Annotated in this window: 29 protein-coding genes, 1 other RNA gene and 1 pseudogene; 11 read left to right on the top strand and 20 right to left on the bottom strand. The window is 63.5% G+C overall.

Annotated features, from left to right (window positions below; all coding sequences use genetic code 11):
* The first annotated feature begins 20 nt into the window (after positions 1–20).
* The gene (locus EJ067_RS20525; RefSeq protein ID WP_292331132.1) at positions 21–410 is read left to right on the top strand and encodes a VOC family protein; all 390 of its coding nucleotides are present in this window, start codon (positions 21–23) and stop codon (positions 408–410) included.
* A gap of 16 nt (positions 411–426) precedes the next feature.
* Positions 427–891: an SRPBCC family protein gene (locus EJ067_RS20520; protein WP_126087089.1), complete on the top strand. Its 465-nt coding sequence runs from the start codon at positions 427–429 to the stop codon at positions 889–891.
* Positions 892–1,162: 271 nt separating this feature from the next.
* Here EJ067_RS20520 and EJ067_RS20515 read toward each other — a convergent pair whose 3' ends face one another.
* The 4 genes from EJ067_RS20515 to ssrS all read right to left on the bottom strand — a co-directional run bounded on the left by EJ067_RS20515 (position 1,163) and on the right by ssrS (position 3,790).
* On the bottom strand, positions 1,163–1,927 hold the full coding sequence (locus tag EJ067_RS20515) for a TerC family protein (RefSeq protein ID WP_126087088.1): 765 nt from the start codon (positions 1,925–1,927) through the stop codon (positions 1,163–1,165).
* A 134-nt stretch (positions 1,928–2,061) separates the two neighbouring features.
* Positions 2,062–2,886, bottom strand: coding sequence for a YmdB family metallophosphoesterase (locus tag EJ067_RS20510; RefSeq protein WP_126087087.1), 825 nt, complete (start codon positions 2,884–2,886; stop codon positions 2,062–2,064).
* A 78-nt stretch (positions 2,887–2,964) separates the two neighbouring features.
* Positions 2,965–3,552, bottom strand: coding sequence for a 5-formyltetrahydrofolate cyclo-ligase (locus EJ067_RS20505; RefSeq protein WP_126087086.1), 588 nt, complete (start codon positions 3,550–3,552; stop codon positions 2,965–2,967).
* An 82-nt stretch (positions 3,553–3,634) separates the two neighbouring features.
* A non-coding RNA gene (gene ssrS / locus EJ067_RS20500) (6S RNA) lies at positions 3,635–3,790 on the bottom strand.
* Positions 3,791–3,966: 176 nt separating this feature from the next.
* On the opposite strand from ssrS, the gene EJ067_RS20495 reads away from it, so the two are divergent.
* From EJ067_RS20495 to msrB, 6 genes are all read left to right on the top strand, one after another.
* Positions 3,967–4,806, top strand: a complete 840-nt coding sequence (locus EJ067_RS20495; protein ID WP_126087085.1) for a MoxR family ATPase — start codon at positions 3,967–3,969, stop codon at positions 4,804–4,806.
* Positions 4,807–4,895: 89 nt separating this feature from the next.
* Entirely contained in the window at positions 4,896–5,342 is a 447-nt protein-coding gene (locus tag EJ067_RS20490; RefSeq protein ID WP_126087084.1) for a GNAT family N-acetyltransferase, read from the top strand.
* Positions 5,343–5,403: 61 nt separating this feature from the next.
* Entirely contained in the window at positions 5,404–5,598 is a 195-nt protein-coding gene (locus EJ067_RS20485) for a type II toxin-antitoxin system HicA family toxin (protein ID WP_189510043.1), read from the top strand.
* 11 nt (positions 5,599–5,609) lie between these two features.
* A complete protein-coding gene (locus EJ067_RS20480) occupies positions 5,610–6,014 on the top strand; it encodes a type II toxin-antitoxin system HicB family antitoxin (RefSeq protein WP_126087083.1) in 405 nt (134 codons plus the stop codon).
* A gap of 10 nt (positions 6,015–6,024) precedes the next feature.
* A complete protein-coding gene (locus EJ067_RS20475) occupies positions 6,025–7,215 on the top strand; it encodes a VWA domain-containing protein (RefSeq protein WP_126087082.1) in 1,191 nt (396 codons plus the stop codon).
* A gap of 94 nt (positions 7,216–7,309) precedes the next feature.
* A complete protein-coding gene (gene msrB, locus EJ067_RS20470) occupies positions 7,310–7,714 on the top strand; it encodes a peptide-methionine (R)-S-oxide reductase MsrB (protein WP_126087081.1) in 405 nt (134 codons plus the stop codon).
* A gap of 61 nt (positions 7,715–7,775) precedes the next feature.
* Here msrB and EJ067_RS20465 read toward each other — a convergent pair whose 3' ends face one another.
* Complete coding sequence (locus tag EJ067_RS20465) at positions 7,776–8,123, bottom strand: hypothetical protein (RefSeq protein WP_126087080.1); 348 nt, start codon at positions 8,121–8,123, stop codon at positions 7,776–7,778.
* 174 nt (positions 8,124–8,297) lie between these two features.
* Between EJ067_RS20465 and EJ067_RS20460 the strand changes: the two genes are divergently transcribed.
* Entirely contained in the window at positions 8,298–8,807 is a 510-nt protein-coding gene (locus EJ067_RS20460) for an arsenate reductase ArsC (RefSeq protein ID WP_126087079.1), read from the top strand.
* 32 nt (positions 8,808–8,839) lie between these two features.
* On the opposite strand, the gene EJ067_RS20455 is transcribed toward EJ067_RS20460, so the two are convergent.
* The 10 genes and pseudogenes from EJ067_RS20455 to EJ067_RS20410 all read right to left on the bottom strand — a co-directional run bounded on the left by EJ067_RS20455 (position 8,840) and on the right by EJ067_RS20410 (position 20,381).
* Positions 8,840–9,289 (bottom strand): hypothetical protein, encoded by a 450-nt coding sequence (locus EJ067_RS20455; protein WP_126087078.1) that lies wholly within the window; start codon positions 9,287–9,289, stop codon positions 8,840–8,842.
* 22 nt (positions 9,290–9,311) lie between these two features.
* A complete protein-coding gene (locus EJ067_RS20450) occupies positions 9,312–9,572 on the bottom strand; it encodes a DUF2312 domain-containing protein (RefSeq protein WP_095804728.1) in 261 nt (86 codons plus the stop codon).
* A gap of 405 nt (positions 9,573–9,977) precedes the next feature.
* On the bottom strand, positions 9,978–13,436 hold the full coding sequence (gene pyc / locus EJ067_RS20445) for a pyruvate carboxylase (protein WP_126087077.1): 3,459 nt from the start codon (positions 13,434–13,436) through the stop codon (positions 9,978–9,980).
* A gap of 272 nt (positions 13,437–13,708) precedes the next feature.
* Positions 13,709–14,827 carry a branched-chain amino acid ABC transporter substrate-binding protein gene (locus EJ067_RS20440; protein ID WP_126087076.1) on the bottom strand — a complete coding sequence of 373 codons (1,119 nt, stop codon included), beginning with the start codon at positions 14,825–14,827 and terminating at the stop codon, positions 13,709–13,711.
* Between the two features lie 137 nt (positions 14,828–14,964).
* Complete coding sequence (locus EJ067_RS20435; RefSeq protein WP_126087075.1) at positions 14,965–15,312, bottom strand: DUF6867 family protein; 348 nt, start codon at positions 15,310–15,312, stop codon at positions 14,965–14,967.
* An 80-nt stretch (positions 15,313–15,392) separates the two neighbouring features.
* Positions 15,393–16,121, bottom strand: a complete 729-nt coding sequence (locus EJ067_RS20430; RefSeq protein WP_126087074.1) for an ABC transporter ATP-binding protein — start codon at positions 16,119–16,121, stop codon at positions 15,393–15,395.
* 56 nt (positions 16,122–16,177) lie between these two features.
* A pseudogene (locus EJ067_RS20425) lies at positions 16,178–17,272 on the bottom strand (ABC transporter ATP-binding protein); the annotation flags it as partial.
* Positions 17,272–18,666 carry a high-affinity branched-chain amino acid ABC transporter permease LivM gene (gene livM / locus EJ067_RS20420; RefSeq protein ID WP_126087072.1) on the bottom strand — a complete coding sequence of 465 codons (1,395 nt, stop codon included), beginning with the start codon at positions 18,664–18,666 and terminating at the stop codon, positions 17,272–17,274. The pseudogene EJ067_RS20425 and the gene livM, both read right to left, overlap by 1 nt.
* 5 nt (positions 18,667–18,671) lie before the next feature.
* Positions 18,672–19,574 (bottom strand): branched-chain amino acid ABC transporter permease LivH, encoded by a 903-nt coding sequence (locus tag EJ067_RS20415; RefSeq protein WP_067001669.1) that lies wholly within the window; start codon positions 19,572–19,574, stop codon positions 18,672–18,674.
* A 420-nt stretch (positions 19,575–19,994) separates the two neighbouring features.
* Positions 19,995–20,381, bottom strand: a complete 387-nt coding sequence (locus EJ067_RS20410; protein ID WP_126087071.1) for an ectoine synthase — start codon at positions 20,379–20,381, stop codon at positions 19,995–19,997.
* Positions 20,382–20,546: 165 nt separating this feature from the next.
* On the opposite strand from EJ067_RS20410, the gene EJ067_RS20405 reads away from it, so the two are divergent.
* Positions 20,547–21,434, top strand: a complete 888-nt coding sequence (locus EJ067_RS20405) for a LysR substrate-binding domain-containing protein (protein WP_126087070.1) — start codon at positions 20,547–20,549, stop codon at positions 21,432–21,434.
* 18 nt (positions 21,435–21,452) lie between these two features.
* On the opposite strand, the gene EJ067_RS20400 is transcribed toward EJ067_RS20405, so the two are convergent.
* The 3 genes from EJ067_RS20400 to EJ067_RS20390 form a co-directional block, all read right to left on the bottom strand.
* Positions 21,453–22,454 (bottom strand): 4-hydroxyproline epimerase, encoded by a 1,002-nt coding sequence (locus EJ067_RS20400; protein ID WP_126087069.1) that lies wholly within the window; start codon positions 22,452–22,454, stop codon positions 21,453–21,455.
* Between the two features lie 99 nt (positions 22,455–22,553).
* Positions 22,554–23,837 carry an FAD-dependent oxidoreductase gene (locus EJ067_RS20395; protein WP_126087068.1) on the bottom strand — a complete coding sequence of 428 codons (1,284 nt, stop codon included), beginning with the start codon at positions 23,835–23,837 and terminating at the stop codon, positions 22,554–22,556.
* A gap of 41 nt (positions 23,838–23,878) precedes the next feature.
* Positions 23,879–24,814: a dihydrodipicolinate synthase family protein gene (locus tag EJ067_RS20390; RefSeq protein ID WP_126087067.1), complete on the bottom strand. Its 936-nt coding sequence runs from the start codon at positions 24,812–24,814 to the stop codon at positions 23,879–23,881.
* A gap of 68 nt (positions 24,815–24,882) precedes the next feature.
* On the opposite strand from EJ067_RS20390, the gene EJ067_RS20385 reads away from it, so the two are divergent.
* On the top strand, positions 24,883–25,587 hold the full coding sequence (locus EJ067_RS20385) for a GntR family transcriptional regulator (protein WP_245467991.1): 705 nt from the start codon (positions 24,883–24,885) through the stop codon (positions 25,585–25,587).
* Between the two features lie 51 nt (positions 25,588–25,638).
* Here the strand turns inward: EJ067_RS20385 and EJ067_RS20380 are convergent, their stop codons facing one another.
* Positions 25,639–25,956 carry a hypothetical protein gene (locus EJ067_RS20380; protein WP_126087066.1) on the bottom strand — a complete coding sequence of 106 codons (318 nt, stop codon included), beginning with the start codon at positions 25,954–25,956 and terminating at the stop codon, positions 25,639–25,641.
* A 244-nt stretch (positions 25,957–26,200) separates the two neighbouring features.
* Positions 26,201–26,503, bottom strand: a complete 303-nt coding sequence (locus tag EJ067_RS20375; protein ID WP_126087065.1) for a hypothetical protein — start codon at positions 26,501–26,503, stop codon at positions 26,201–26,203.
* Positions 26,504–26,712 lie beyond the last annotated feature (209 nt).

The following is a 26,712-nucleotide window of genomic DNA, read 5'->3' as shown; positions in this document are numbered from 1 at the left end:
CCTAGCCAAGGAGGTCGGTTGTGAAAGTTACGCCGTTCCTGATGTTCGAAGGCCGGGCCGAAGAGGCCATGACACTCTATTGCGGGACCATTCCCGAGAGCAGCGTCCTCGACGTCACACGCTACGGTCCAGGCGAGGACGGGCCCGAAGGGACGGTCAAGCTGGCACGCGCCTCGATCGGCGGCCACGAGGTGATGATCTTCAACAGCCCGGTGCACCACGCCTTCACCTTCACGCCGTCATTCTCGTTCTTTGTCGACTGTTCGTCCGAAGAGGAACAGGAGCAGATCATCGACGTTCTTTCCAAGGGTGGTGCGTTCCTGATGCCGGCCGGCAATTACGGCTTCAGCCGCCGCTTCGCCTGGTTCAACGACCAGTTCGGCGTCTCCTGGCAGATCAACCTGCCCTGAGCAATTCGAGGATGTCATGGAACTCAACCACGCCCCTACCGCCGAGACCGGCATGCTTATCCGCCGGCCGGTCGCCGAAGTTTTCGAGGCCATTGTCGATCCGGCAATCACGACGAAGTTCTGGTTCATGCATTCCAGCGGCCGGCTGGACGAGGGCAGGCCGGTTCAGTGGGAATGGCGCATGTACGGTGTCTCGACCAAGGTCGAGGTCAGTGAGATCGTCCCCAACGAAAAGATCGTCATGCAATGGAGCGAGCCGCCGACCACCGTTGTCTGGACTTTCACCCGGATGCCGGGCGACGCGACTTTTCTCGAGGTCCGCAATTTCGGCTTCGCCGGCTCAGGCGACGCCCAGGTGAACCAGGCGATCGGCTCGACCGGCGGTTTTGCGCTGGTGCTTGCCGGCGCCAAGGCATGGCTGGAACAGGGCCTGACGCTCGGCCTTATCGGCGACCGGCACCCGAAGGGTGTATCGGCCTAGCCGTAAGCGACTAGGTCATAAGGTCGGACAGTGTTTGCGTTGGCAGATGCTTTGGCGATTGGCCGAAACGCCTATGCTTCGTCATTCTATGGCGGAGCAAGGAGCGAAGCGACGCGGCGCAGACCATAGAATCCATGCCGTAACCTTAAGGCGTTGCAACAGTGCAAGATTCTGCCACGCTGCATTCTTCGGCGTGGGTAACGGCATGGATTCTAGGGTCTGCGCTCCGCTTCGCGTCGCTCCGCCCTAGAATGACGAAGGTGTGCCAGCATCAATGCCCTTCGCCGGGCCTTTGCTCCTTCCGCCGCCGCGCCAGCATGTTGAGCCCCTCGACCAGGGCGGAAAAACCCATGGCGACATAGATGTAGCCCTTGGGCACATGATATCCCATGCCGTCGGCGATCAGCGTCATGCCGACCATCAGCAGGAAGCCCAGCGCCAGCATGACGATGGTCGGGTTCTTGGCGATGAAATTGGCGAGCGGGGTCGCCGCCAGCATCATCACGCTTACCGCCACGATCACCGCGATATACATGATGGCGATCTCGTCGGTCATGCCGACGGCGGTGATGATGGAATCGATCGAGAAGACGAGGTCGAGCAGCAGGATCTGGAAGATCGCGCCGGCCAGGCTCAACTGCAGCGTGCCCACCATTGTATCCTGATGGTCCTGCGGGTCGACGGTGTGGTGTATCTCCTTGGTCGCCTTCCAGACCAGGAACAGGCCGCCGGCGATCAGGATCAGGTCGCGCCAGGAAAAGCCGTGCCCGAGCGCCGTGAACACCGGCGTCGTCAGTTGCACGATGATCGAGATGGTGGCGAGCAGGACGAGGCGCATGACCAGCGCCGCCGAGATCCCCAGCCGGCGCGCGCGTGCACGCTGCGCTTCCGGCAGCTTGTTGGTGAGGATCGAGATGAAGATCAGGTTGTCGATGCCGAGCACCACCTCCAGCACCACCAGCGTCAGCAGCGCGATCCATGCGGTCGGATCGGAAACGAAGGCAAAGTGCGGCGCCAGGAATTCGACAAGCTGCATGAAGGTCGTCCCCTCTACGATCGAGAGCAATCCCAGGAAAAGTGCGTAGCGGTTTTCCGTCCGGAATTGCGTGGTTTAGAGAAGTTTTCGCGGGTTTCGTCGCCAGTTAGGTACTGGCCTCGCCCATATCAATGTCACGACCAGAAGGACGGCGCCGTTTCCTCAAGCCGCGGCCCGCGACGAAACGGCGCGATCTTTTCGGCCAGCCCGGTGCGATCGGAAATCTCGACGCCGATGCCGCACAGCGTCGCTGGTCCGTTCGCCGCCTCGAAACGGCCCTTCGGCACTTTCGACAGGAAGCGGTTGAGAGGTTCCTCCTTGTCCATGCCGAGCGAGGAATCATAGTCGCCGCACATGCCCGCGTCCGAAATATAGGCGGTGCCGCCGTTGAGGATCTGATGATCGGCCGTCGGCTGGTGCGTGTGCGTGCCGACCACCAGGCTGGCGCGGCCGTCGACAAAATGCGCGAAGCACATCTTTTCCGAGGTCGCCTCGGCATGGAAATCGATGACGGCCGCATCCGCCTGCTCGCCGAGCGGGCAGGCCGCAAGCTCGCGCTCGCCGGCCTGAAACGGGTCGTCGAGCTCGGGATGCATGAAGACGCGGCCCATGATGTTGGCGACCAGCACCCGCGCGCCATTCCTGGCGATGTAGACGCCCGAGCCGCGCCCCGGCGTGCCCTTCGGGAAATTGGAGGGGCGCAAGAAGCGCTCCTCGCGTGGCGCGAAGATCAGCGCGTCGCGCTGGTCCCAGACATGGTTGCCGGTGGTCACGACATCGGCGCCCGCAGCGAGCGTCTCGCGAAAGATCTCCTCGGTGATGCCGAAGCCGCCTGCGGCGTTCTCACCGTTGACGATGACGAAGTCGAGCTTGAAGTCGGAAATCAGCCCGGGCAGCTGTTCCCACACCGCCGTGCGTCCAGTTTTTCCAACCATGTCGCCGAGAAAGAAAAGTCTCATACGATCCTGCGCCGAAGGTCCGCCAAGCAAAAGCTGCATGACTTTCCGCAAAAGATCATGCGTTTCTCAAACGCATTTCTACAATTCCGGCGTGAACCGGCGCAACCCGCTCTCGGTGAGTATTTCCGGGATGATGACGTCATGGTTCTCGTCAGGGACCATTTCGACTTCCTGGCAGTCGAAGGCGATGCCGATCAGCCGGGGTGTCAGGCCCTTGTCGGCCAGCCTCGCGATCGCCCGGTCGTAGTAGCCGGCGCCGTAGCCGATGCGATGGCCGCGCGCATCGAAGGCGGCAAGCGGTATCAGCATCATCGACGGGTCCAGGACTTCCGCCTCTGCATGCGGCCCGACCGTGCCGAAGCCCATCTCGACCATCGGCGCGCCGCGCACCAGTTCGCGGAAGACGATGGTGGTCTTGTCGAGGATCGCCGGCAGGCAGAGCCTGGCGCCCTTTTCGCGCAGCGCGAACATCAGCGGCCGCACATCGACCTCGGAGCGCATCGGCCAGAAGCCTGAGACGATCTGGCCCGGCTCGACGGCGATCTTCTCCTTCGCGGTTTCCGCCATCTCGAGCGCGATCTCGACTCGCCAGAATTCATCCAGCGCGTCCCGGCGCGCCAAGGCGTCCTTGCGAAGCTGTTTTTTCAGGTCTTTGGAAGGTGTCATGCGACGATGGTAGAGAAGGTCGTATCCGGGCGAAGTTGCAGGAACGACGTCTTCTACCGCACGGCTTGCCAAAAAGGGAGTGCGACGATCCACACAACCGGTGGAGAGGTCGATCCCGGGTGCCTACAAAGTAGGTGGGCGCCGTGTGAGAAAACCCACGGGTCTTCCCAGGGACAGCTCCCTAAGGATCGATAAGGCCCCGGGGATAAGTTTCTCCTGCCGGGAAGCGCAGACCGCCAACGCCAATATAGGCCGATGGCTGGCCAAGCGCCAGAGAAACAACCGACATAGGAACGGACGCCGAGGGCGACGTTATTCGAACCGCCAGGATCGTCCAAACACCCCCTCGACATCCCGCCCTTGCGCGCTCCGAGCCGCCTCCTTACGGTCGCCGCAAAACGGCCAGGAGAAAAAATGCGTTTCGAAGGCACCGCGGCTTACGTCGCCGACAGGGATTTGATGGTGGCGGTCAACGCCGCGATCGCGCTGGAGCGGCCCTTGCTGGTCAAGGGCGAGCCCGGCACCGGCAAGACCGAGCTCGCCCGCCAGGTGGCGGCGGCGCTCGGGCTGGATTTCATCGAATGGAACGTCAAGTCGACCACCAAGGCGCAGCAGGGCCTTTACGAATATGACGCCGTCTCGCGCTTGCGCGACAGCCAGCTCGGCGACGACCGTTTCAGCGACATCAGGAATTACATCAAGCGCGGCAAGCTTTGGGATGCCTTCGCGGCGCCGAGGAAGGTCGTGCTTCTGATCGACGAGATCGACAAGGCCGACATCGAGTTCCCCAACGACCTCCTGCAGGAACTCGACCGGATGGAGTTCTTCGTCTACGAAACCGGCGAGACGATTCACGCGGCGCTGAGGCCGATCGTCATCATCACTTCCAACAACGAGAAGGAACTGCCCGACGCCTTCCTGCGCCGCTGCTTCTTCCACTATATCCGCTTCCCCGACATCGAGACGCTGCACCGGATCGTCGACGTGCATTATCCCGGCATCAAGCAGAACCTGGTGCGCGCCGCGCTCACCCAGTTCTACGCGATCCGCGAGGTGCCCGGACTGAAGAAGAAGCCGTCGACCTCCGAGGCGCTCGACTGGATCCGCCTGCTGGTCGCCGACGACATCGCGCCGGAAGACCTGCGCGCCGATCCGAAAAACGCGCTGCCGAAGCTGCACGGCGCGCTGCTCAAGAACGAGCAGGACGTGCACCTGTTCGAGCGCCTGGCCTTCATGGCGAGACGGCAACAATAATCGGCAGCAATAGCGCATTCTTCGGCTGTGGACCGTTGCCGCCAAGCAGCCGCTGCCGCAGCTTCGGGGCGAAAGCATTGGAGGAAAGAATGACCGAGATCACCGTCCGCCCGCTTGCCCAGTCCGACCACGCCGACTGGCGCCGGTTGTGGACCGCCTACCTCACTTTCTACGAGACCAAGCTGCCGGACGAGGTCTACGACCTCACCTGGAAGCGCCTGTTCACGGCAGGCGAATTCGAGCCGAAGGGCTTCATCGCCACGCTCGACGGCAAGGCGGTAGGTCTTACGCACTACCTCTACCACCGCTCCTGCTGGTCGCTGGTCGACAACTGCTATCTGCAGGATCTGTTCGCCGACCCCGAAGTGCGCGGCAAGGGCATTGGCGCGGCGCTGATCAAAGCCGTGCAAGAGGAGGCCGGCAAGATCGGCGTGAAGAACGTCTACTGGATGACGCACGAGACCAACGCCACCGCGCGCCGGCTCTACGACCATGTCGCGCGCCGCACGGGCTTCATCGAGTACGATCTGTTGTGAAGCAGCGCCGGTTGAATTCACCGAGTTTGCGCAATATATTGCGCATCGATCGATGCTGGTCATGCCGCTGATCGAGATTAACACGCGCAAGATCATCGCGAGGCTGTTGCGTGACGGCTGGGTTAGCGTAGGCGGAGGCAAGCACGACAAGTACGAGCATCCGGAGAAACCGGAGATCATGATTGTCGTGCCGAGGCATCGCGAACAGTCTCCGGGCGTCGCGCGGTCGATCGCGCGGCTTGCCGGATGGCTTTGAGGACCAATTGCATGACGCATTATGTTGGAATTCTCGATGGCGCCGAAGATACTTGGGGCGTGCGCGTTCCCGATCTTCCCGGCTGCCATGGCGGCGGTGCGAGCCCCGAGGAAGCGATTGCCGACGCGACCTCGGCCATGCGGGAATGGGCCGAAACACGGATGGCAAAGCAGTTGCCCATGCCTGCCCCACGTACCGTGGCGGATTTGTTGCTGGCGGGCGAAATCGACAGCAGTGCCGGCGAGTCGGCGGTGATGATTCCTGTGCTGATCGATTCCGGGCGACCTGTACGAGCCAACCTTTCGTTGGACGCCGGCCTTTTGGCGGCAATCGACGAAGAGGCTGGCCGGCGTGGACTCACGCGCTCCGCTTTCATTGCGAGCGCTGCCAGAGAAAAGATCGAGGGACACAGATAACAATCCGACCATGTTCATCCCCTTCTTCCTCGAACTGAAAGCCGCGCGGGTTCCCGTTTCGCTCAGGGAATATCTGTCGCTGCTCGAAGGGCTGGAGGCCGGGCTGGTCGACTATGACGTGGAGGGTTTCTACTACCTCGCCCGCTCAGCCCTGGTGAAGGACGAGTGCCATCTCGACCGCTTCGACCAGGTATTCGCGCATGTCTTCAAGGGCGTCGAGGCGCTTGCCGGGCCGGACGCCCTCGATGTCGCCAACCTCCCCGAGGAATGGCTGCGCCGGCTGGCCGAAAAGCACCTGACCGACGAGGAGAAGAAGCTGGTCGAGGCACTGGGCGGCTTCGACAAGCTGATGGAGACCCTGAAACAGCGGCTGGAAGAGCAGAAGGGCCGCCACCAGGGCGGCTCGAAATGGATCGGCACCGGCGGCACCTCGCCCTTCGGGGCTTATGGCTACAATCCCGAAGGCGTGCGCATCGGGCAGGCTGAGAGCCGCCACCGTCGCGCGGTAAAAGTCTGGGACAAGCGCGAATTCAAGAATTTCGACGACGCGGTCGAGCTCGGCACCCGCAACATCAAGGTGGCGCTGAAGCGCCTGCGGCGCTGGGTGCGCGAGGGCGCCGAAGAAGAGTTCGACCTGCCCGGCACCATCCACGCCACCGCCGAGCACGGCTATCTCGACGTCAAGACGCGACCCGAGCGGCGCAACGCAGTGAAGCTCCTGATGTTCTTCGATGTCGGCGGCTCGATGGACGATCATATCCGCGGCGTTGAGGAATTGTTTTCCGCCGCCCGCGCCGAATTCCGCCAGCTCGAATATTTCTACTTCCACAACTGCCTTTACGAGCGCGTCTGGAAGGACAACCGCCGCCGCCTTGCCGAGACGATCCCGACCTTCGACCTCATCCACAAATACGGGCCGGACTACAAGGTGATCGTCGTCGGCGACGCGTCGATGAGCCCCTACGAAATCGCCCATCCCGGCGGCTCCGTCGAGCACTGGAACCCGGAGGCCGGCAGCATCTGGCTCGGCCGCCTGCTGCAGCAATGGCCGAATGCAATCTGGTTGAACCCCGAAAGCCCGAAGAACTGGGGCTACACCCACTCGATCCAGTTGATCCGCGACATCTTCGGCGGCCGCATGTTCCCGCTGACGCTGGCTGGGCTCGAGGCAGCGACGAAGCAGCTGTCCCGCAAGCACTAGTCCACTGCCGCTGGCAGCGCCTGTAACAAAAGCCTATGTTTGCGCGAATACAGGCTGCAAACCAACAACGAGCCGCCAAGGCCGAGGAGATTTCATGGACACCCACGCCTACCCCGTCACCCGCACCGATGCCGAGTGGCGCGCCCGGCTGACGCCGGAGCAATATGCCGTCATGCGCAACCACGGCACGGAGCGCCCCGGCAGCTGCGCCCTGCTTTACGAGAAGCGCGCCGGCACTTTCTTCTGCGTCGGCTGCGACCAGCCGCTGTTCGAATCCAAGCTGAAGTTCGAGAGCGGCACCGGCTGGCCGAGCTTCAACGATCCGGTCCCCGGCTCGATCGAGACCACCGTCGACCGCAGCTACGGCATGGTGCGGACCGAGTGCCATTGCTCGCGCTGCGGCGGCCATCTCGGCCATGTCTTCGAGGACGGCCCGCCGCCGACCGGCCTGCGCTACTGCATCAACGGCGTGGCGCTGCAGTTCGAGCCGTCGGCCTGAACGGCCACAACGCACACTGGAGGGCGGCTTCGGCCGCCCTTTTTGTTTTGCGGACGGTCCCTCAGGCGACAACTGTCGCGATCAGCCAGAGCGCCGAGCCCAGCATCATCAGCGAGGCCTTGGCGCCGCCCGCCTTCTCCGCCGTTCGCCAGACGGCAAGGGCGAGGAAGATGTTGTAGGGTACCGGCAGAAGATGCACCGTCAGCACCAGCCACAGCGGCAGCTTCAGCCCGAGCAGCGTCAGCGCCAGCCCCGACGAGGCGATGTTGATCGCCGTCCCGGCGAGCAGCATGTCGCGCCAGAACAGCCGGTCGAGCGGTGCTTCACCTTGCCAGCGCATGCGGAAGAAGTCCGCCGCCCCGCGATCGATTTTCGCTGGTTGGGGGGCCGCGGGTTCAGGCTTGTCCATCAATCGAGCCTCATTGAGCCGAACGAGAGTTTCAAACCCATCGACGAACCTCGATGTCGCAGAATCCGACGCAGACGAAACAGAAGCTGGCCGCCATAACGTGTATCATCACCGATCTGTGACCCCCACATCGTATTCTGTCATTTGCACCAGCAAACACAGAGAGGTTCGAAAATGAGCGGTCAAGTCTACAACGTCCTCTTTCTCTGTAACGCCAACTCGGCCCGCTCGATCATGGGCGAGGCCATTCTCAATCGGCTCGGCGCCGGCCGTTTCAAGGCCTATTCAGCCGGCGCCAACCCCAGGGGCACCGTCAACCCATACACGCTTCAACTGCTGGAGAGCCTGAATTACGACACCTCCTTCGCCCGCTCCAAGAGCTGGGACGAGTTTTCCGGACCAAACGCGCCCGAGATGAACTTCATCTTCACCGTCTGCGACAACGCCGCGAACGAAAGCTGTCCGGTCTGGCCCGGTCATCCGATGACGGCGCTTTGGGCGGTGCCGGATCCGGCCAGGGCCGGTGGAAGGGACGCCGAGCAGCATCTGGCCTTCGCCGAGGCTTTCCGCATGATGAGCAACCGCATCGGCCTGTTCACGAACCTGCCGATACATTCGCTCGATCAGATGGCGCTGCAGCAGCATCTCGAAGAGATTGGCCGCAACCAGTCGCAAGCGGGCTGAAACGGGCGCCCACCTGTAAAGGCGCTGAGCTTCTATGGCCTGTCTTCGTCGCCCAGCACGGCGAGAACAGCCTGCTCGAAGCGCGAACATTCGGTCACCAGCCAGTCGGCCATGGCCGGCCAGTTGTCCTCGGCGAAACAGTTGACCCGCCACTGCGAATTGATGCCGAGGTTTTGCGCACTCTGCTCCGGCCTGAGCTTCAGCCGTGCCTCGATCGCCCGCTGGAACGGCTTCAGCCGTGTCCAGACACCGGTCGCGCCAAGCTTCTCATTGCGGCCGAAGAAGACGCCGACCACGTTCTCGCTGGGCGCGACATACATGGAAAGCACCAGGGCGAACTCCGGCATTCCGCGCTGCCAGAACCAGGGCCCGCGCCTCGCCAGCCGGGGCCTTTCTTCCGGATGCCGCTCGGCGAACAGCGCCCAGAAGCCGCGATGGCGGAACTCCGAGGCGCGCCGGCCGCCGAAGTCGAACTCACTCATGGCCGGTCTCCGGCCATGAGGGTCAGACCATGCCGAGCGCGGCCTTATAGAGATCCAGGATCGACTCCTCCTCCTGGCGCTCGGCTTGGTCCTTCTTGCGCAGCCGGATGATGGTGCGGATCGCCTTGGTGTCGAAGCCGGTGCCTTTGGCCTCGCCATAGACATCCTTGATGTCGTCGGAAATCGTCTTCTTCTCTTCCTCGAGCCGCTCGATGCGCTCGATGATGGCGCGCAGCTGGCCGGCGGCTACAGTCTGGCTGGTCTCGGTGATCTCGTCGGCCATTTTTCTCTCCGCGTCGTTGACTTCCGGCGACTCGGAAGCCGGCCGGCAAAATTGGAGCCGGTTCGATGCCCGAGCAGGCGCGGCGGGTCAAGACACTATCGATGCGGCATGAAAGGGTTGCGGCACCTGAGGTGTGCTGAGATTCAGGTCAGGCCGAGTCGAAAACGGTGGCTTCCGAGAACCGGCCTACGCCGGGCGTAGCCTTCATAGAGCGGAAACACTTATGAGGGCTTCGGCCGGCGAAGGCCGGGGCGGAGCGTACTTAACGTACGTCAGTACCGGCCCACGCCGACCGTAGCCTTAACTGCCACACCGCTCTCATGCCATGATGCTTCGGCCGGCGAAGGCCGGAGGCGCAGGAGGCCGGCGTTTGCAGGCCGGCCTCACCTGGAATATCAGCGCACCTCAGCCGAAAGCGATCAGCAGATCCTTGGCATCTATCTGGTCGCCGGCCTTGACCAGCACTTCGGCGACCACGCCGTCGCGCTCGGCGTGCAGCGCCGTCTCCATCTTCATTGCCTCGATCGAGAGCAGCACGTCGCCCGCCTTGACCGCCTGGCCGGCTGCGACGGCAAGCGCCGACACCACACCAGGCATCGGCGCGCCGATATGCGCCTCGTTGCCGGGTTCCGCCTTGCGCCGCGCCTTGGCGGCCGAGGCGCCGTGGGCCCGGTCCGGCACCTTCACGCGGCGCGGCTGGCCGTTGAGCTCGAAGAAGACGGTGACCATGCCCTTTTCGTCGACATCGCCAAATGCCTGGCAGCGCACGACGAGCGTCTTGCCTTTCTCGATGTCGACGAAGATCTCGTCTTCCGACTTCATGCCGTAGAAATAGGTCGGCGTCGGCAGCACGCTGACCGGACCGTAGGTTTCCTGCGCGGCAGCAAAGTCGGTGAAGACCTTCGGATACATCAGCCAGGAGGCGAATTCGAACTCGCTGAGCTTGCGCTCGAGCTTCTCCTCGATCTCCTTGCGGCTGGCCTTGAGATTCGCCGGCTTGAGCAGCGAGCCCGGCCTGACCGTGATCGGCTTTTCGCCCTTCAGCGCCTTCTTCTGCAGCGCCTGCGGCCAGCCGCCGGGCGACTGGCCGAGATCGCCGCGCAGCATCGAGACGACCGAGTCAGGGAAGGCGATGTCCTTGGCCGGGTTCTCGACATCGGCCACGGTGAGGTCCTGGCTCACCATCATCAGCGCCATGTCGCCGACCACTTTCGACGACGGCGTCACCTTGACGATGTCGCCGAACATCAGGTTGACGTCATGATAGGCCTGCGCCACCTCGTGCCAGCGGGTTTCGAGGCCGAGCGAGCGCGCCTGCTCCTTGAGATTGGTGAACTGGCCGCCCGGCATCTCATGCAGATAGACCTCCGAGGCCGGACCCTTGAGGTCGCTTTCGAAGGCGGCGTACTGGTTGCGGACAGCTTCCCAGTAGAAGGAGACGTGGCGGATCCACTGTGGGTCGAGGCCTGGGTCGCGCTCCGTGCCCCTGAGCGCCTCGACAATCGAGCCGAGGCAAGGCTGAGAGGTGTTGCCGGAAAAGGAATCCATCGCCGCGTCGATGGCGTCGACGCCGGTTTCGACCGCCGCCAGCACCGTCGCCGCCGACAGGCCGGACGTGTCGTGCGTGTGGAAATGGATCGGCAGGTCGGTCTCTTCGCGCAGCGCCTTGAACAGCACCCGGGCCGCCGACGGCTTCAACAGGCCCGCCATGTCCTTGACGGCGATGATATGCGCGCCGGCCGCCTCCAGTTCCTTCGCCAGCCCGACATAGTATTTGAGGTCGTACTTTGCACGCGCCGGGTCGAGAATGTCGCCGGTGTAGCACATGGCCGCTTCGATCAGCTTGCCCTCGGCGCCCACCGCATCCATGGCGACGCGCATGTTCTCGACCCAGTTCAGGCAGTCGAAGACGCGGAACAGGTCGACGCCGCCGGCGGCCGCCTGTTTGACGAAATGCTGCACGACATTGTCCGGATAGTTGGTGTAGCCGACGCCGTTGGCGCCGCGCAAAAGCATCTGCAGGAGAAGGTTGGAGGCGGCTTCGCGCACCCGTGACAGCCTCTCCCACGGATCCTCGGTGAGGAAGCGCATGGCGACGTCGAAGGTGGCGCCGCCCCAGCATTCCAGCGACAACAGCTGCGGCAGCGCCCGCGCATAGGTACCGGCGATGCCGGCGATGTCATAGGTGCGCATGCGGGTGGCGAGCAGCGACTGATGGCCGTCCCGCATCGTCGTGTCGGTGACCAGCACCTGGGGCTGCTCGCGCATCCATGCCGCGAACTTCTGCGGCCCGAGCGCGTCGAACCTTTGCTTGCTGCCGTCCGGCACCTTGCCGTTGAGATAGGGCACGACAGGCGCCGACGCATCGGCCTTCGGCATCGGCCGTCCGCGCGTCTCCGGATGGCCGTTGACGCTGACATCGGCCAGGTAGTTGAGCAGCTTGGTGGCGCGGTCCTGCCGCTTCACCTGCTGGAACAGTTCCGGCGTCGTGTCGATGAACTTGGTGGTGTAGGAATTGTCGGCGAAGCTCGGGTGGTTGATGATCGCTTCGAGGAAGGTGAGGTTGGTCGCCACGCCGCGGATGCGGAACTCCCGCAGCGCCCGGTTCATGCGCGCGATCGTCTCGGCCGGCGTCGGCGCCCAGGCCGTCACCTTTTCCAGCAGCGGATCGTAGAAGCGGGTGATGACCGCGCCCGAATAGGCGGTGCCGCCGTCGAGCCGGATGCCGAAGCCGGTGGCGCCGCGATAGGCGGTGATGCGGCCATAGTCCGGGATGAAATTGTGCTCCGGATCCTCGGTGGTGATGCGGCACTGCAGCGCGTGGCCGTTGAGCTTGATGTCCTTTTGCGCCGGGACGCCCGATTCCGGCGTGCCGATGGCGAAGCCGTCGAGGATGTGGATCTGCGCCTTCACGATGTCGATGCCGGTCACCATTTCGGTGACCGTGTGCTCGACCTGGATGCGCGGATTGACCTCGATGAAGTAGAACTTGCCGGTGTCGGCGTCCTGCAGGAACTCGACCGTGCCGGCGCCGATATAGCTGGTCTCGCGCGCAATCTTGAGCGCATAGCCGCAGAGTTCCTCGCGCAGGGCCTCGCTGAGGTAGGGCGCCGGCGCGCGTTCGACGACCTTCTGGTTGCGGCGCTGGATCGAGCAGTCGCGCTCGAACAGATGCACGGCGTTGCCATGGGTGTCGCCGAGCACCTGCACCTCGACATGGCGGGCGCGCTCGATCAGCTTCTCGAGATAGACCTCGTCCTTGCCGAAGGCGGCCTTCGCCTCGCGCTTGCCTTCCATCACCTCGCGCGCGAGGTCGGCCTCCGAGCGGATGGCGCGCATGCCGCGGCCGCCGCCGCCCCACGAGGCCTTCAGCATCACCGGATAGCCGATTTGCGCGGCGAGCTTCTTCACCTCTTCCATGTCGTCGGGCAGCGGATCGGTGGCGGGCACGACCGGCACGCCGACCTCGATCGCCAGGTTGCGCGCGGCGACCTTGTTGCCGAGCCGGCGCATCGTCTCCGGCTTCGGCCCGATGAAGGTGATGCCGGCGGCCGCACATGCCTCGGCGAATTCCGGGCTCTCCGACAACAGGCCGTAGCCGGGGTGAATGGCGTCGGCGCCGGAAAGCCGGGCGACGCGGATCACTTCTTCGATCGAAAGGTAGCTCTCGATCGGCCCCATGTCCTTGGCCAGATGCGGCCCGCGCCCGACCTGGTAGCTTTCATCGGCCTTGAAGCGGTGCAGCGAATATTTGTCCTCTTCCGCCCAGATCGCCACGGTTTTGAGGCCCAGCTCGTTGGCCGCGCGAAAGACGCGGATGGCGATTTCGGACCGGTTGGCGACGAGGATTTTCGTGATTGCCAAGGACTGGGCTCCAGCAGCGGAAGGTGAGATGGACGGGCAATGATTAGCGTGAAAATGCTGCAGCGCAAACAAAATAGCGCGACACCTAAAACGATTTAAATCCTCTGTTTGCGCCAGGGCTGCCGCTGCCGTTCCCCCAAAGCGGTTCAGGGACGATTTGCGGGTTGTCCTCGATGCGGGACGACGCCGCCGACCGGGACGACGGCACCGTCAACAAAAAATGCCCGGCGCTTAGCGCCGGGCATCCGAAAAGCCGGCTTCTGTTTGCCGGCTTATTTCTCGAAGTAGCTGTACTTGCCGTCCTCGCCCTTCTTCCATTCGTAGATGACGTAGTCCGGACGGGTGATGTCGCCCTTGGAGTCGTAGCCGATCTCGCCGATGGCCGTCTTCCACGGACCGCCCGACTTGATCGTGTCGGCGACCTTCTGAGCGTCATCGGCCGAGCCGACCTTTGCGATGGCCTGGGTGATGATCTGGATGGCTGCATAGGAGTAGAGCGTATAGGCTTCCGGCTCGAAGCCGGCAGCGCGGAACTTCTCCACCACTTCCTTGGCGGCCGGATTCTTGCGCGGATCCGGAGCGAAGGTATTCAGCGTGCCGGCAACGGCGTCGCCTGCGATCGAGGCCAGTTCGTTGGAGACGATGCCGTCGCCCGAGAACAGCGGCGCCTTCAGGCCCTGGTCGGCCGACTGACGGATGATCAGGCCGGCTTCGGTGTGCAGGCCGCCCCAGTAGATCAGGGTGACGTTATTTTCTTTCATCTTGGCGATGAGGGCCGAGAAGTCCTTGTCGCCGACGTTCACGCCTTCATACATCACTTCCGTGATGCCGCCGGCATTCAGGTTCTTCTTGGTCTCGTCGGCAAGGCCCTGGCCGTAAGGCGTCTTGTCGTGGATGATGGCGATCTTGGCGTCCTTGAAGTTCTTGGCGATGTAGTCGCCCGCCACCTTGCCCTGCTGGTCGTCGCGACCGCAGGTGCGGAATGTGTTCCACAGGCCGCGCTCGGTGAGCTTCGGATTGGTCGCCGCCGGCGTCATGACGAGGATGCCGTTCTCGGCATAGACTTCCGAAGCGGGAATGGTCACGCCCGAGTTGAAGTGGCCGTCGACGAACTTGACGCCGTCCGCGACGAACTTGTTGGCGACCGAGATGCCCTGCTTGGGATCGGAGACGTCGTCGCCGATCTCGAGCTTGAGCTGCTGGCCATTGATGCCGCCTGCCGCGTTGATGTCGGCGACCGCCTGTTCCGCGCCCTTCTGCAACTGCGCGCCGAAGGCGGCGTTCGGGCCCGTGATCGGACCGGCGACGCCGATCAGGATGTCGGCCCACGCGTTGCCGCTGAACGCGATGAACGCGGTCAGCGCCACGGCGGACAAAAGTGATTTTTTCATTGAAACGCTCCCATTTACGGAGTGGGCGTGGATGATACTTTCATGCGATGCCCACCCTTATCGCAGAAAGCGTAGAATGCCGATTTTCAGGCACTTGTCACGCCGATTCATCCCTGAAACGACGTTAATCATGAACTTCAGCCCTTCGGCTTCCAGCTCAATAAGGAAGCTCTTTCGTAGAGCCAATTATACTGTGTGACCATCTGGTTGGTGCGCGTGTATTGATAGCCGAGGAAGCCGAATAACATCAGCACGATGGTATCCACGATGTAATAATGCAGCGAGAACATCGTGCCTCCGAACAGGGCATGATGGATGAACCTTACCCCGATGCCGAGGCCAAGCATGTAAATGAACAGGCGGACGTGGGTGCCCCAGGTCTGGGCCACAGCTTTGCCGGTCATCCAAGCCGCCCCGCCGCCGAGCAGGCCCGTGACGAACAAGAAGTGCCAGATCGAGGCTTCTTCGTAGAGAACGCCTTGCATGATTTGATGTCTCCCGACCCTAGAGCAATCCCAGGAAAAGTGTGAAACGGTTTTCCGTCCGGAATTGCATCAAAACTGCCCTAGTGATGCCCGCCTTCGAGATATGCGGCGCGCACTTCCGGATTGGCGAGCAGCTCCTTGCCGGTGCCGCTCATCGTCACATTGCCGTTGACCATGACGTAGCCGCGATTGGCGAGCTTAAGCGCGCCGAAGGCGTTCTGCTCGACCAGGAACACGGTCAACCCCTGCGACCTGTTGAGCTCGCGGATGGCGTCGAAGATCTGCTTGACGATCAGCGGGGCCAATCCAAGCGACGGCTCGTCGAGCAGGAGCAGCTTCGGCCTCCCCATCAGCGCGCGCCCGATGGACAGCATCTGCTGCTCGCCGCCCGACAGCGTGCCGCCGCGCTGGTTGATGCGCTCCTTCAGCCGCGGGAACAGTGCAAAGACCTTCTCGGCATCCTCGTCAAAATGCTTGAGGTTGTCGATGCTGGCGCCCATCTGCAGGTTTTCCATCACCGTCATGCGCGGGAAGATGCGGCGCCCTTCCGGCGACTGGGCGATGCGCAGGCGCGCGATCTCATGCGTCGGCAACTGAGTGATGTCGGTGCCGGCGAAGGTGATGGTGCCGGCCCGGGCGCGCGGCGCGCCGAAGATGGTCATCATCAGCGTCGACTTGCCGGCGCCGTTGGCGCCGATCAGCGCCACGATCTCACCCTGGTTGACGCTGACGTCGACGCCGTTCAGCGCCCGGATGTTGCCATAGTAGGTCTGCACGCCCTTGATATCGAGCAGCGATGTGCCGGCCATTATTTACGCCCTCCGCGCGGCTTAGCTGTCGAGGATTTCGCAGCCGGCTTGGCCGGCGAGATGGACTTTTTGGCCGAGGGCTTCGGCTTCACTGCGGGCTGTCCGGATTGCGAGGCCGGCTTGCTTCTTGTCGAGTTCGCGCGCGCGTCGACCTGAGCCGCTTTCGAGGCGCCCTTCGACACCGTGACCCGCTCGCCTTCGTCCGCGTGTTCGACGGTATCGGAAACCGGCCCCGCCATCATCGAGGCCGAGCTTCCAGGGCCGTGCGCGGCATCGGGACCGGTATCCAGCTGCTCGATGACGGCCTCGTCGCCGACTTCGGTCAGCACCTCTTCCACCTCCTCGTCGTCGACGCCGAGATAGGCGGCGATCACGCGCGGGTCGGTCCTGACTGATTGCGGATTGCCGTCGGAGATCTTGCGACCATATTCGAGCACGACGACATGGTCGGAGATCTGCATGACCACCGACATGTCGTGCTCGATCAGCAGGATCGATGTGCTGTTCTTGATGTCCATCAAGAGTTCATTGAGCGCCGCCGACTCTCTCGGATTGAGGCCGGCGGCCGGCTCGTCGAGGCAGAGCAACTCGGGGCCGGTGCACATGGCGCGCGCGATCTCCAGCCGGCGCTGCGCGCCATAGGGGAGGTCGCCCGCCGGATCGTCGGCGCGGTCGACGAGGTCGGCCTTTTCCAGCCAATGCCTGGCAAGCTCGATCGATTCGGCGGAAGCCTGTCGATAGCTCGGAAAGCCGAACAGGCCGAGGAAGGTGTAGCCCGAGGCCTTCATCAGCTTGTTGTGCTGCGCGACCAAAAGGTTCTCGAGCAGCGTCATGCCCGAGAACAGCCGAATATTCTGGAAGGTGCGCGCCACGTTGGCGCGCGCCGGGATCTCGTGGTTGGGCAGGCGCTCGAGCAGAAAGGTCGAGCCGTCGCGCTTGTTGAGCGTGATCATGCCTTCCGTCGGCTTGTAGAAGCCGGTGATGCAGTTGAACACCGTCGTCTTGCCGGCGCCGTTCGGCCCGATCAGCGCGGTGATCTCGCCGCGCCTGGCCTGGAAGGACAGGTCGCCGATGGCGACCAGGCCGCCGAATTTCATCGACAGATGCTCGACCTGGAGGATGAAATCGCTCGTGGAAGCTTGCACGTCCATCAGCCGTGGCCCTCCTTGGTGAAGGAGCCTGAGACCGCTCTTCGCTCCTTGAGGAAGGCTGTCGGCTCGCGACTGCCGACGAAGCCGCGCGGCTTCCACAGCATGACGATGACCATGGCCATGCCGAACAGCAGCATGCGGTAGAGTTCCGGCGTGAAGTCAGGACCGAACACGGCCTTGAGGAAGCCGAGCTCGCGCAGGATCTCGGTGCCGCCGATCATCACCAGCGCCGCCACCGCAATGCCGCCGAGCGAGCCCATGCCCCCCAGCACGACGATGGCGAGGATGATCGCCGATTCCAGGAAGACGAAGGATTCGGGGCTGACGAAGCCTTGCCGGGCGGCGAAGAACGAGCCGGCGAAGCCGCCGAACATGGCGCCGGTGGCGAAGGCCGTGAGCTTGGTGGTGGTGGTGTTGATGCCGAGCGAGCGGCAGGCGATCTCGTCCTCGCGCAATGCCTCCCAGGCCCGGCCCACCGGCAGGCGGCGAAGCCGGATGGTGACGAAGGCGGTGATGAAGCAGAGGCCCAGGATCAGGTAGTACAGGAAGATTTTATAGTAGGCGCCCGACTGGGCGATGTGCAGCACCTTGGCGATGTAGTTAGGGTCAGAGACGTTGAACGACATCAGGCCGAAGAACGACACTTTCGGAATGCCGGAAACGCCGGCCGAGCCGTTGGTCACCTCGCGCCAGTTGATGATGACCAGCCTTATGATCTCCCCGAAGGCCAACGTCACGATCGCCAGGTAGTCGCCGCGCAACCTCAGCACCGGGAAGCCGAGCATGACGCCCCAGAACGCGGCCATCATGCCAGCGGCCGGCAGCAGGATCCAGAACGACAGGCCGAAATGCGTGCCGAGCAGCGCGTAGGCATAGGCGCCGACGGCATAGAAGGCGACGTAACCGAGGTCGAGCAAGCCTGCCAGCCCGACGACGATGTTGAGGCCCCAGGCCAGCATCACGTAGATCAGGATCTGGATGCCGAAATTGTCGACCCATTTCAGCGAGCCCTGGAAGCCGAACGCCAGGACCATCACGACTGGATAGGCGATCAGCACCGTGACGCCAATCCTGTTGAAGTTGCGCCGCACAAAGCCCGGTTCGGCCGCGACGGCGGCCGGCGCCTTGGCCTTTTCCGCCTTGGCCCGCTCCATCGCCGGCTGCGCGTAGCCGACATAGAGGAAGCGGCCGACGGCGGTGGCAATGACCACCAGGGCAAGCAGGCCCCAGCGTTGCACCAAGATCAATTCGTTGCTGATGTTCTGGTCGGTCCTGAGGCCGATGAACAGCACGAACAGGCCGAGCGCGATGGCGCCGGCGTAGAGCGCTTCGCGGAATGCGCGTTGGATGGGAGGGACGACGACGTCGCGCTCCGGAGACACGGTAACGGCCATGAGGATCAGACCTTTTCGACTTCAGGCCGGCCCAGGATGCCGGAGGGCAGGAAGATGAGCACGATCGCCAGGATCGAGAAGGCTGCGACGTCCTTGTAGTCGATCGAGAAATAGGCCGACCACATGCTCTCGATGAAGCCGATCAGGAGCCCGCCGAGCACCGCGCCCGGCAGCGAGCCGATGCCGCCGAGCACCGCCGCGGTAAACGCCTTCACACCCGGCACGAAGCCGTCCGAAAACACCACCACACCATAATACATCAGGAACAGCGTGCCCGCGACAGCGGCAAGTGCTGCGCCCATGATGAAGGTGATGGAGATAGTGCGGTCGACGTCGACGCCAAGCAGCGCCGCCATCTTGCGGTCCTGCTCGCAGGCGCGCTGCGCCCGCCCCAGCGCCGTCCTGTTGACGAGGTACCAGAAGATCGCCAGCAGCACGGCGGTGACCAAGACGATGATGATCTGCTTCAGCGAGACGCTGATGCCGTCGATGGTGTAGACTTGGCTGACCAGCGGCGGGATCGGCTTGTTGCGCGGCCCTTGCGTGACCTGCACGAAGTTGGACAGCGCGATCGACATGCCGATTGCGGTGATCAGCGGCGCCAGCCGGAACGAGCCGCGCAACGGCCGGTAGGCCACCTTCTCGATCGTCCAGTTGTATAGGCTGGTGAGCAGCATGCCCACGATCATCATGATCAGGAGCGCCACCACCACCGGCACCGAGTAGAACATCGCGCCGAGGATGAGGAAGACGATGAGGGCCGTGAAGGCGCCGACCATGAAAATGTCGCCATGGGCGAAATTGATCATGCCGATGATGCCGTAGACCATCGTGTAGCCGATCGCGATCAGCCCGTAGATAGATCCCAGCGTCAGCCCGTTGATAAGCTGCTGGACGAAGTACTGCATATTTATGCGGCTCCCCTGGAATGTCGCCCGTTCCCCGGTCGCACTCCTTGTTCGTATTTCCCCTAGTCGTAAAGTTTCGAGCCCGGATTGCAACGTGATTTTTCAATCGCCGAGCGTGGTTTGGACGCACGCCACCCGATTGCCCGTTTTTTCGCACCCGACCCCTGGACTATCGCGGACCCTATCATTGGCACAACGCAATGTCTTTGACGATTCAGCCGTATGATGCGCGCCGTTTCGAAGAAATCGCCGTCAAAATAAGTTGATGAGAAGATTCCTTGCGTCAACGGGAGCGCTCGATTTTGCCGTCCCACACATTCCGCCGGGTCAGGATTCTGCTCAGTGTGACGGTCATGTGACGGCGAGGCGACGCCGCGAATGTTCGCCTCGCCAATGAAGCGCTTCACCCGGCCCGAAGTTTCAGTAAGCAGAGCTTCCTTCGCCGCTGAGAGTATGCCGTTCTGTGCCGTGGAGTGGCGGATTGAAGACGCTGACCAGCACCATGTCGCCGGCCGCATCGGCACGCAGATAGTGATCGTCATGGGCATCGAGAACGTAGATCGTGCCGGATTCGATCCGATGGACCGCGCCCGACATATCCTCGACTTCGCCGCTGCCGGAAATGCAGTAGCAGGCCTCCAGGTGCCGCCGGTACTGAAGCCGCGACTCGCTGCCGGCACGCACGACCGTATGACAGACTGTGAACCCCATGCCGTCCCGCTGGGTGAGCAACCGGTGGCTCGTGCCGTTGCCCCAATCGACGAAGAAGTCAGTTTTTTCTACATCGGCCAATTGTCTGGTGAACATGGCATCTCTTTCTTGTGAGTTGCAGCGAGAGCGACAGTCTCTCGGATTGATGTGGTTTTTGCGGGTTCGATGCGTTACGTTTTCGGAACCGGGTGAGGAAATGTCGTAAGCGGCCGGGAAGTTCAAATGACCGATTTTCGCCCAACGCATTAGAAAAATTTACAGATGGACTATTTGCCGCTGAATGCCATTCGCGCCTTCGAAGCCGCCGCGCGCCATCTCAGCTTCTCAGCCGCCGGCGAGGAGCTGCACGTTACCCATCCAGCGATCAGCCATCAGATCAGGCGACTCGAAGAGTGGCTCGGCGTGCCCTTGTTCCACAGGGATGCCCGCAAGGTCCGCCTGACCGACGCCGGACTGGCTCTCCAGGCCTCGGCGAACGCGGCGCTCTCCGACCTCGCGGCTGCCTGCCGGCGTATCCGCAGGAACGCGGTTGTCGCGTCGATTTCGGTGGGCTGCATTCCATCCATTGCCAGTCGCTGGCTGGTACCACGCCTGCCGGACTTTACCGCCCGCCACCCCGAGATTGCGATCCGCGTCGCCTATGCGAAAGCCGAGGACCGGCTCGAGGACGACGACAATGACATCCTGATCACGCTCGGCGCGGATCCGTCTCCGAGGGCCACCAGCCTGAAGCTCTTTTCCCGTGTCAGCCAGCCCGCCTGCAGCCCGCATTACCTGGCCCGCAAAGGCCGGTTTGGCACGCCGGCGGACATGGCCGCGGTGGACCTTTTGCATGATGAGACGCGGCAGGGCTGGCGCGAGTGGTTCTCGCAAGCCGGCATGGCCGGAGCCGATGTCGGCAACGGGCCTGTCTTTGCGGATTTCAACATATTGGCGACCGCCGTCATCGCCGGCCACGGCGTCGCCCTTTGCCCGATCGAGGTTTTCCGCGAGGAGTTGCGACGCGGCGATCTCGTTGTCGTCTCCGACATCGCGACCGACAAGGACAAAGGCTACTATCTCACCATGTCGGCGCAGCCCTCGGCCGCCGAAATCACCTTTGCCGATTGGTTCCGCAGTCAGGTTTCGACGGACGACGAAGCGGTCTGACGCCTCGATCGGGAGCGATCAGGTGACGATGAAGCCATGCGCGAACGGATCGCGGTCGTCGATGAAGATGGTGTTCAATCCGGTCATGCGCGCCCAGCCGCCGATCGAGGGGATGATAGCCGGCGTGCCGGCCACGCTGACCTCCTTTTCGACCCTGCCCTTGAACAGCGAGCCGATGATCGATTCATGGACGAAGCTGTCGCCCGCTTTCAGTTTGCCCTTGGCGTGGAGCTGCGCCATGCGCGCCGAGGTGCCGGTGCCGCAAGGGCTGCGGTCGATCGCCTTGTCGCCGTAGAAGACGGCGTTGCGCGCATCGGCCTCGGCATCTTTCGGCTTGCCGGTCCACAGCATGTGCGACAGCCGATTGATGCCGGGGTTCTCCGGGTGCACGAATGAGTATTTCTCGTTGAGGCGCTGGCGCACCACCGGACTCCAGGCGATGAGGTCGCCGGCCGAATGGTCGGCCATGTCGCGATAGTTCTTTTGCGGCTCGACGATGGCGTAGAAATTGCCGCCATAGGCGACGTCGACGCCGATCTCGCCGAGCACCGGGCACTCCACCGTCAGCCCTTCTGCATAGAGGAAGGACGGCACGTTGGTGATGCGCACTTCCTCGACATAGTCGCCGACCTGTTTGTATTCGGCGACGACCAGGCCGGCCGGCGTGTCGAGTCTCAGCACGCCCGGGGTCTTCGGTTTCACCAGCCCATGCTCGATCGCAAAAGTCACCGTGCCGATCGTGCCGTGGCCGCACATCGGCAGGCAGCCCGAGGTCTCGATGAACAGGATCGCGATATCGCAGTCCTCGCGCGTCGGCGGATAGAGGATCGAGCCCGACATCACGTCGTGGCCGCGCGGCTCGAACATCAGGCTGGTGCGGATCCAGTCGTACTCGGCGAGGAAATGCGCGCGCCGCTCCATCATCGTGGAGCCCTCAAGCAGCGGCCCGCCGCCGGCGACCAGCCGCACCGGATTGCCGCAGGTGTGGCCGTCGATGCAGAAGAAGGATTTCTTGGCCATGATGCTTCCTAGAGCAATTTCAGCAAAAGTGTGAAGCGATTAAGTTCGGCGCCTTCGCCGTAACGTTCCGTCCGGAATTGCGTCAAAACGAAAAGACTTTCAGAACCGTTGCGGACGGAAAGGGTTGAGATCGAGCGGCGGAGTCTGCCCGAGAACGAGATCACGGATCAAGCGGCCGGTCGCCGCCGCCTGGGTCAGGCCGAGATGGCCGTGGCCGAAAGCGTAGAAGACGTTCGGCGTCCGAGCCCGACCGATGACCGGCAGCGAATCCGGCAGCGAGGGGCGAAAACCCATCCACTCGCGGCCGCCCGACGGATCGAGCCCCGGCAGGAAGCGCCTGGCCTTTTCCAGCATCGCCTTCGAGCGCTGGAAATTCGGGGGCCGCTCGATGCCGCCGAGCTCGACGGCGCCGCCGACGCGCAGGCCCGTTTCCAGCGGCGTGATGACGAAGCCGTGCCCGGAAAAGATCAACTGCCGCTTCACGTCGAAGGCCGACACCGGCAGCGTCGTGTTGTAGCCGCGCTCGGTCTCGAGCGGGATGCGGTCGCCGAGGTCTTTGGCCAGGAGATGCGACCGCGCGCCGGCCGCGATGACGAGTTGCTTCGCCTTTTGGGCCGTGCCGTCGGCAAGCACGATCGTGGCGCCGTCCGTTCCGGCCGCGATGCGCTCGACCCGCGCGGGCTCGAAACGGGCGCCGAGCGTCTGCGCATAGGCAAAGACCGCCTTGCCGAGCAGCTTCGGATCAGCGACCGTCTTCCAGCTCGGCACGAAGGTGCCCTTGACGAAGCGCGGCGCGAGGCCCGGCTGCAAGCCGGCCATCTCCTCGCCCTCGACATGGCGGAAGCCGATGCCGAAGCGCTCGCGCGCCGCCCAGCCGGGAAGCGCGGCGCGGAACTCGGCCTCGCTTTCGTAGAGTTCCAGCGAGCCGTCCTCGCGCAGCATCGGCCTGGTGCCGGAGCGGTCGAGCAGGCCCATCCATTCGGCTTCGGCGAGCTTCATCATGCCGGCCTGCGCCGCGAGGCTCGCCTCGTAGTGCCTAGCGGCGCCCGCGCGCCAGAAGCGGATCAGCCAGGGCAGGAGCTTGGGCAGATAGGCTGGCGGAATGGCCAAGGGCCCAAGCGGATCGGCGAGCCATTTCGGCAACTGCCTGATCATCCCCTTATGCGCCAGCGGCAGCACGTCGGAGAAGGCGAAGGCGGCGGCGTTGCCGGAGCTCGTCTCCTCGCAGATGCCGGTGCGGTCGAAAACGGCGACGCTGCGCCCGGCCTCGGCGAGCAAGGCGGCGGCGCAGATACCGATGATACCGCCGCCGATGATGGCGACGTCCTCTTCTTCTCCCCGCTCACGGGGAGAAGAAGCCTCGGGGGCGGGGCGGCGCCCCATTCCCGGGGATCTGGAATTTCCTTGCACGTCAGTGCTGCCCCTTATTCGGCCGCCACCATCTTCTCCGCCGGTCGTGGAGTATTCTGGAACGCCGGCAGCTTCGGCCGCACCGCCAGCGCATCCCGGACGATCTTCTCCACCGCCTTGCGGCGTTCGCCCGACAGCGGCTGGCGCGGCATGCGAACGCGGTCATTGGTATCGATCGCCAGCACTTCGGCAAGCTTGATGTTTTGGACCAGATAGGTCGAGACATCGAGGTCGAGCAGCGGCCGGAACCAGCGGTAGATTGCCAGCGCCTCCTCGCGGCGGCCTTGCTTCATCAGTTGGTAGATGGCGACCGTCTCGCGCGGGAAGGCGGTGACCAGGCCGGCCACCCAGCCGATGGCGCCGACCGAGAGCGCCTCGAAGGCGAGGTTGTCGACGCCGGTGAAGAGATCGTAACGGTCGCCAAGGCGGTTAATGATCTCGGTCGAGCGGCGGATGTCGTCGGACGATTCCTTGATGGCGACGAAACGCTTGTCCGACGCCAGTTCCTCCATCAGGTCGACGGTGACATCGACGCGATAGGCGAGCCGGTTGGAGTAGATCATGACCGGCAGGTCGCCGGCTTCGGCGACGGCGCGCAGCGCTGCCACCGTCTCTTGGCGGTCGGTGTGGTAGATCGGGCTCGGCACCACCATCAGGCCGTTGGCGCCTTCCCTGGCGGCGCGGCGCGCGATGCTCGCCGCCTCGCGCGTGCCGGGCTCATTGACGGTCAAAAGCACCGGCTTGCCCGCGGCGACCTTCTGCGCCGTCTTCAGCACCTCGATCTTCTCGTCAGGCGACAGCATCGGCCCCTCGCCGAGCGAACCGCAGACGATGATGCCGTCGCAGCCGGCCTCCATCTGCAAGCCATAGCAGCGCTCCATCTCGGCGTGGTCGAGGCGGTCGTCGGCGGTGAATTTGGTCGTGACTGCTGGAAAAACTCCGGCCCACATGGCGATCTCTCCTCTGATATATCAGGCATATATCTATCAAGAACTGGTCTGTCAACGCTGAATCCGTTATGATATATGAAAAATATATCAGGAGCCCGCCATTGATATCCCCGCTGATATCCGTTGAGACGAACGCGACCTTCGAGCCTGCGGCGACCAAGGCCTATCGAGCGCTGGAGCACATGATCGTCACGCTCGAGCTGGCGCCTTCGAGCTTCGTCACCGAGGGCGCGCTGATCGAGCGGCTGGGCCTCGGGCGCACGCCCGTGCGCGAGGCGATCCAAAGGCTCGCCTGGGAAGGGCTTCTCGACATAAGACCCCGCGCGGGCATCGCGGTCGCGCCGCTTCACGCCGGCGACTGGCTGCGCGTCATCGACGCCAGGCGCGGCGTCGAGGTCGTGCTTGCCCGCTCCGCCGCCCGCTTCGTCACCCGCGAGGCGGCCGACCTGTTCCACGAGGCGGCGCTCGCCATGCAGAAGGCGGTGATCTCGGGCAACGTACTTGCCTTCATCCAAGCCGACAAGCAGCTCGACGAAGCGCTGGCGATCGCCGCCGACAATCCGTTCGCGGCGCGCGTGGCGGCGCCCCTGCAGACGCACAGCCGTCGCTTCTGGTTCCGCTACAAGGCCGACACCGGCCTGGCCGAATCGGCCGAGCACCATGTCGCGCTGATCCGCTCGATCCTCGACGGCGACGAGGAGTCCGCCGCCAAGGACGCCAAGAAGCTGATGGCGCTGCTGCGCGGCCACGCCGAGATGGCGGCGACGCGCTGAGCGGAGCGGTCCGGCCTTCGCCGAACCGCTCCGGTTGGCTATTTGCGCAATTCAGCCGCCCGGCTGCCGGACCGCGGTGGCCAGCGTGTCTTCCCATCCGTCACCGGCCGCCAGGATGCAGGCCTGGCCCTTGACGTCGGTCATCAGGATGGTCCAGGTCCCTTTGGCCGAGACGAACACTTCGAAGATGGCGGCTTCTCCGGCCACGCCATAGCCGAGCCGCTTCTCCTCGAACGCCTCTGCCAGTCTCGAGACCAGATAGTCATGGCCGCCGCAGATGACTTGCGCCCGCGCAGACAGTGCCGGCAACGCCACCATGGCGCCGACGACCGCCAGCTTGATCCATCGAAACGAAAATATGCGTGCCATAGGGCACCTCCTTCGCCTTCGCATTCCGGCAAGGGAGGCACATGCGGCCGCCTCAGTGTGCCGGAACGTTCCAGGCCGGATTCGACGTCTTCATCACGTCACTCCTTCTGGTTTCCGGTCTGTCGCAGGGAGACTATGACTCCCTGGATTCGATATGGTGAGCCCCCGCCCCGTAAACAAGCAGGCGCAGTGGAGAGCGCCTGGCCACCGCAACCCGACCGTGCGGGCGCCCGGCAGCGAGCGTTCAGGCACCTGGCATGGCTGCCGCGATCGTAGGACTGTCCCAGCCCTCGCCGACGGACAGGATGCAGCTTTGCCCTTTGGTGTCGGAGGCAAGGACGGTCCAGCTGCCCTGGTCGGAGACGAAAATCTCGAGCACGACATTGGGATTGATCAGCCCGCGCCCGGCTACGCTTTCGTGGAACTTGTCGCCGAGCGCCTTGACGACGTCGGAGCGTGGCGCGCATTGCGCGGCCGCATTGGCCTGCGCGATGCCGTAAATCGCAGCCGCCGCAAGGATAATCGCCGCCATAAGAAATCGTGTCATCCGACACCTCCTCGCGCCAGACGAGAACCCCGGCTGCCACCGGCGCTGTTTGATTGGCCTGCACATGATGGCAGGAATACAGCCTAAGGCGGATGATGGTCTGTTGGTTCCATCACAGAGCAGTTGAATTATTAGAATGTGCGGATGCTCTCCCAACGCGCCATTTCGAAAATCATGTACCTGAAGTTGCGGCGCAACCAAAAAGAAAG

This window comes from Mesorhizobium sp. M1D.F.Ca.ET.043.01.1.1 (genome assembly GCF_003952385.1).
Lineage (GTDB): Bacteria > Pseudomonadota > Alphaproteobacteria > Rhizobiales > Rhizobiaceae > Mesorhizobium.
This window is presented reverse-complemented; position numbering and strand designations above follow the sequence as displayed.

What these genes read in the sequence shown, in the direction of transcription:
- EJ067_RS20485 (WP_189510043.1), top strand. Translation starts at nt 5,404, where the DNA reads ATGCCGCTGATCGAGATTAACACGCGCAAGATCATCGCGAGGCTGTTG.
- EJ067_RS20430 (WP_126087074.1), bottom strand. Translation starts at nt 16,121, where the DNA reads ATGGCCGGCACATCGCTGCTCGATATCAAGGGCGTGCAGACCTACTAT.
- livM (WP_126087072.1), bottom strand. Translation starts at nt 18,666, where the DNA reads ATGGCCGTTACCGTGTCTCCGGAGCGCGACGTCGTCGTCCCTCCCATC.
- EJ067_RS20460 (WP_126087079.1), top strand. Translation starts at nt 8,298, where the DNA reads ATGAGCGGTCAAGTCTACAACGTCCTCTTTCTCTGTAACGCCAACTCG.
- EJ067_RS20480 (WP_126087083.1), top strand. Translation starts at nt 5,610, where the DNA reads ATGACGCATTATGTTGGAATTCTCGATGGCGCCGAAGATACTTGGGGC.
- EJ067_RS20390 (WP_126087067.1), bottom strand. Translation starts at nt 24,814, where the DNA reads ATGTGGGCCGGAGTTTTTCCAGCAGTCACGACCAAATTCACCGCCGAC.
- EJ067_RS20520 (WP_126087089.1), top strand. Translation starts at nt 427, where the DNA reads ATGGAACTCAACCACGCCCCTACCGCCGAGACCGGCATGCTTATCCGC.
- EJ067_RS20375 (WP_126087065.1), bottom strand. Translation starts at nt 26,503, where the DNA reads ATGACACGATTTCTTATGGCGGCGATTATCCTTGCGGCGGCTGCGATT.
- EJ067_RS20410 (WP_126087071.1), bottom strand. Translation starts at nt 20,381, where the DNA reads ATGTTCACCAGACAATTGGCCGATGTAGAAAAAACTGACTTCTTCGTC.
- EJ067_RS20395 (WP_126087068.1), bottom strand. Translation starts at nt 23,837, where the DNA reads ATGGGGCGCCGCCCCGCCCCCGAGGCTTCTTCTCCCCGTGAGCGGGGA.
- EJ067_RS20385 (WP_245467991.1), top strand. Translation starts at nt 24,883, where the DNA reads ATGATATATGAAAAATATATCAGGAGCCCGCCATTGATATCCCCGCTG.
- EJ067_RS20450 (WP_095804728.1), bottom strand. Translation starts at nt 9,572, where the DNA reads ATGGCCGACGAGATCACCGAGACCAGCCAGACTGTAGCCGCCGGCCAG.
- EJ067_RS20465 (WP_126087080.1), bottom strand. Translation starts at nt 8,123, where the DNA reads ATGGACAAGCCTGAACCCGCGGCCCCCCAACCAGCGAAAATCGATCGC.
- EJ067_RS20490 (WP_126087084.1), top strand. Translation starts at nt 4,896, where the DNA reads ATGACCGAGATCACCGTCCGCCCGCTTGCCCAGTCCGACCACGCCGAC.
- EJ067_RS20510 (WP_126087087.1), bottom strand. Translation starts at nt 2,886, where the DNA reads ATGAGACTTTTCTTTCTCGGCGACATGGTTGGAAAAACTGGACGCACG.
- EJ067_RS20415 (WP_067001669.1), bottom strand. Translation starts at nt 19,574, where the DNA reads ATGCAGTACTTCGTCCAGCAGCTTATCAACGGGCTGACGCTGGGATCT.
- msrB (WP_126087081.1), top strand. Translation starts at nt 7,310, where the DNA reads ATGGACACCCACGCCTACCCCGTCACCCGCACCGATGCCGAGTGGCGC.
- EJ067_RS20515 (WP_126087088.1), bottom strand. Translation starts at nt 1,927, where the DNA reads ATGCAGCTTGTCGAATTCCTGGCGCCGCACTTTGCCTTCGTTTCCGAT.
- EJ067_RS20440 (WP_126087076.1), bottom strand. Translation starts at nt 14,827, where the DNA reads ATGAAAAAATCACTTTTGTCCGCCGTGGCGCTGACCGCGTTCATCGCG.
- EJ067_RS20505 (WP_126087086.1), bottom strand. Translation starts at nt 3,552, where the DNA reads ATGACACCTTCCAAAGACCTGAAAAAACAGCTTCGCAAGGACGCCTTG.
- EJ067_RS20495 (WP_126087085.1), top strand. Translation starts at nt 3,967, where the DNA reads ATGCGTTTCGAAGGCACCGCGGCTTACGTCGCCGACAGGGATTTGATG.
- EJ067_RS20475 (WP_126087082.1), top strand. Translation starts at nt 6,025, where the DNA reads ATGTTCATCCCCTTCTTCCTCGAACTGAAAGCCGCGCGGGTTCCCGTT.
- EJ067_RS20380 (WP_126087066.1), bottom strand. Translation starts at nt 25,956, where the DNA reads ATGGCACGCATATTTTCGTTTCGATGGATCAAGCTGGCGGTCGTCGGC.
- EJ067_RS20405 (WP_126087070.1), top strand. Translation starts at nt 20,547, where the DNA reads ATGGACTATTTGCCGCTGAATGCCATTCGCGCCTTCGAAGCCGCCGCG.
- EJ067_RS20455 (WP_126087078.1), bottom strand. Translation starts at nt 9,289, where the DNA reads ATGAGTGAGTTCGACTTCGGCGGCCGGCGCGCCTCGGAGTTCCGCCAT.
- EJ067_RS20435 (WP_126087075.1), bottom strand. Translation starts at nt 15,312, where the DNA reads ATGCAAGGCGTTCTCTACGAAGAAGCCTCGATCTGGCACTTCTTGTTC.
- EJ067_RS20400 (WP_126087069.1), bottom strand. Translation starts at nt 22,454, where the DNA reads ATGGCCAAGAAATCCTTCTTCTGCATCGACGGCCACACCTGCGGCAAT.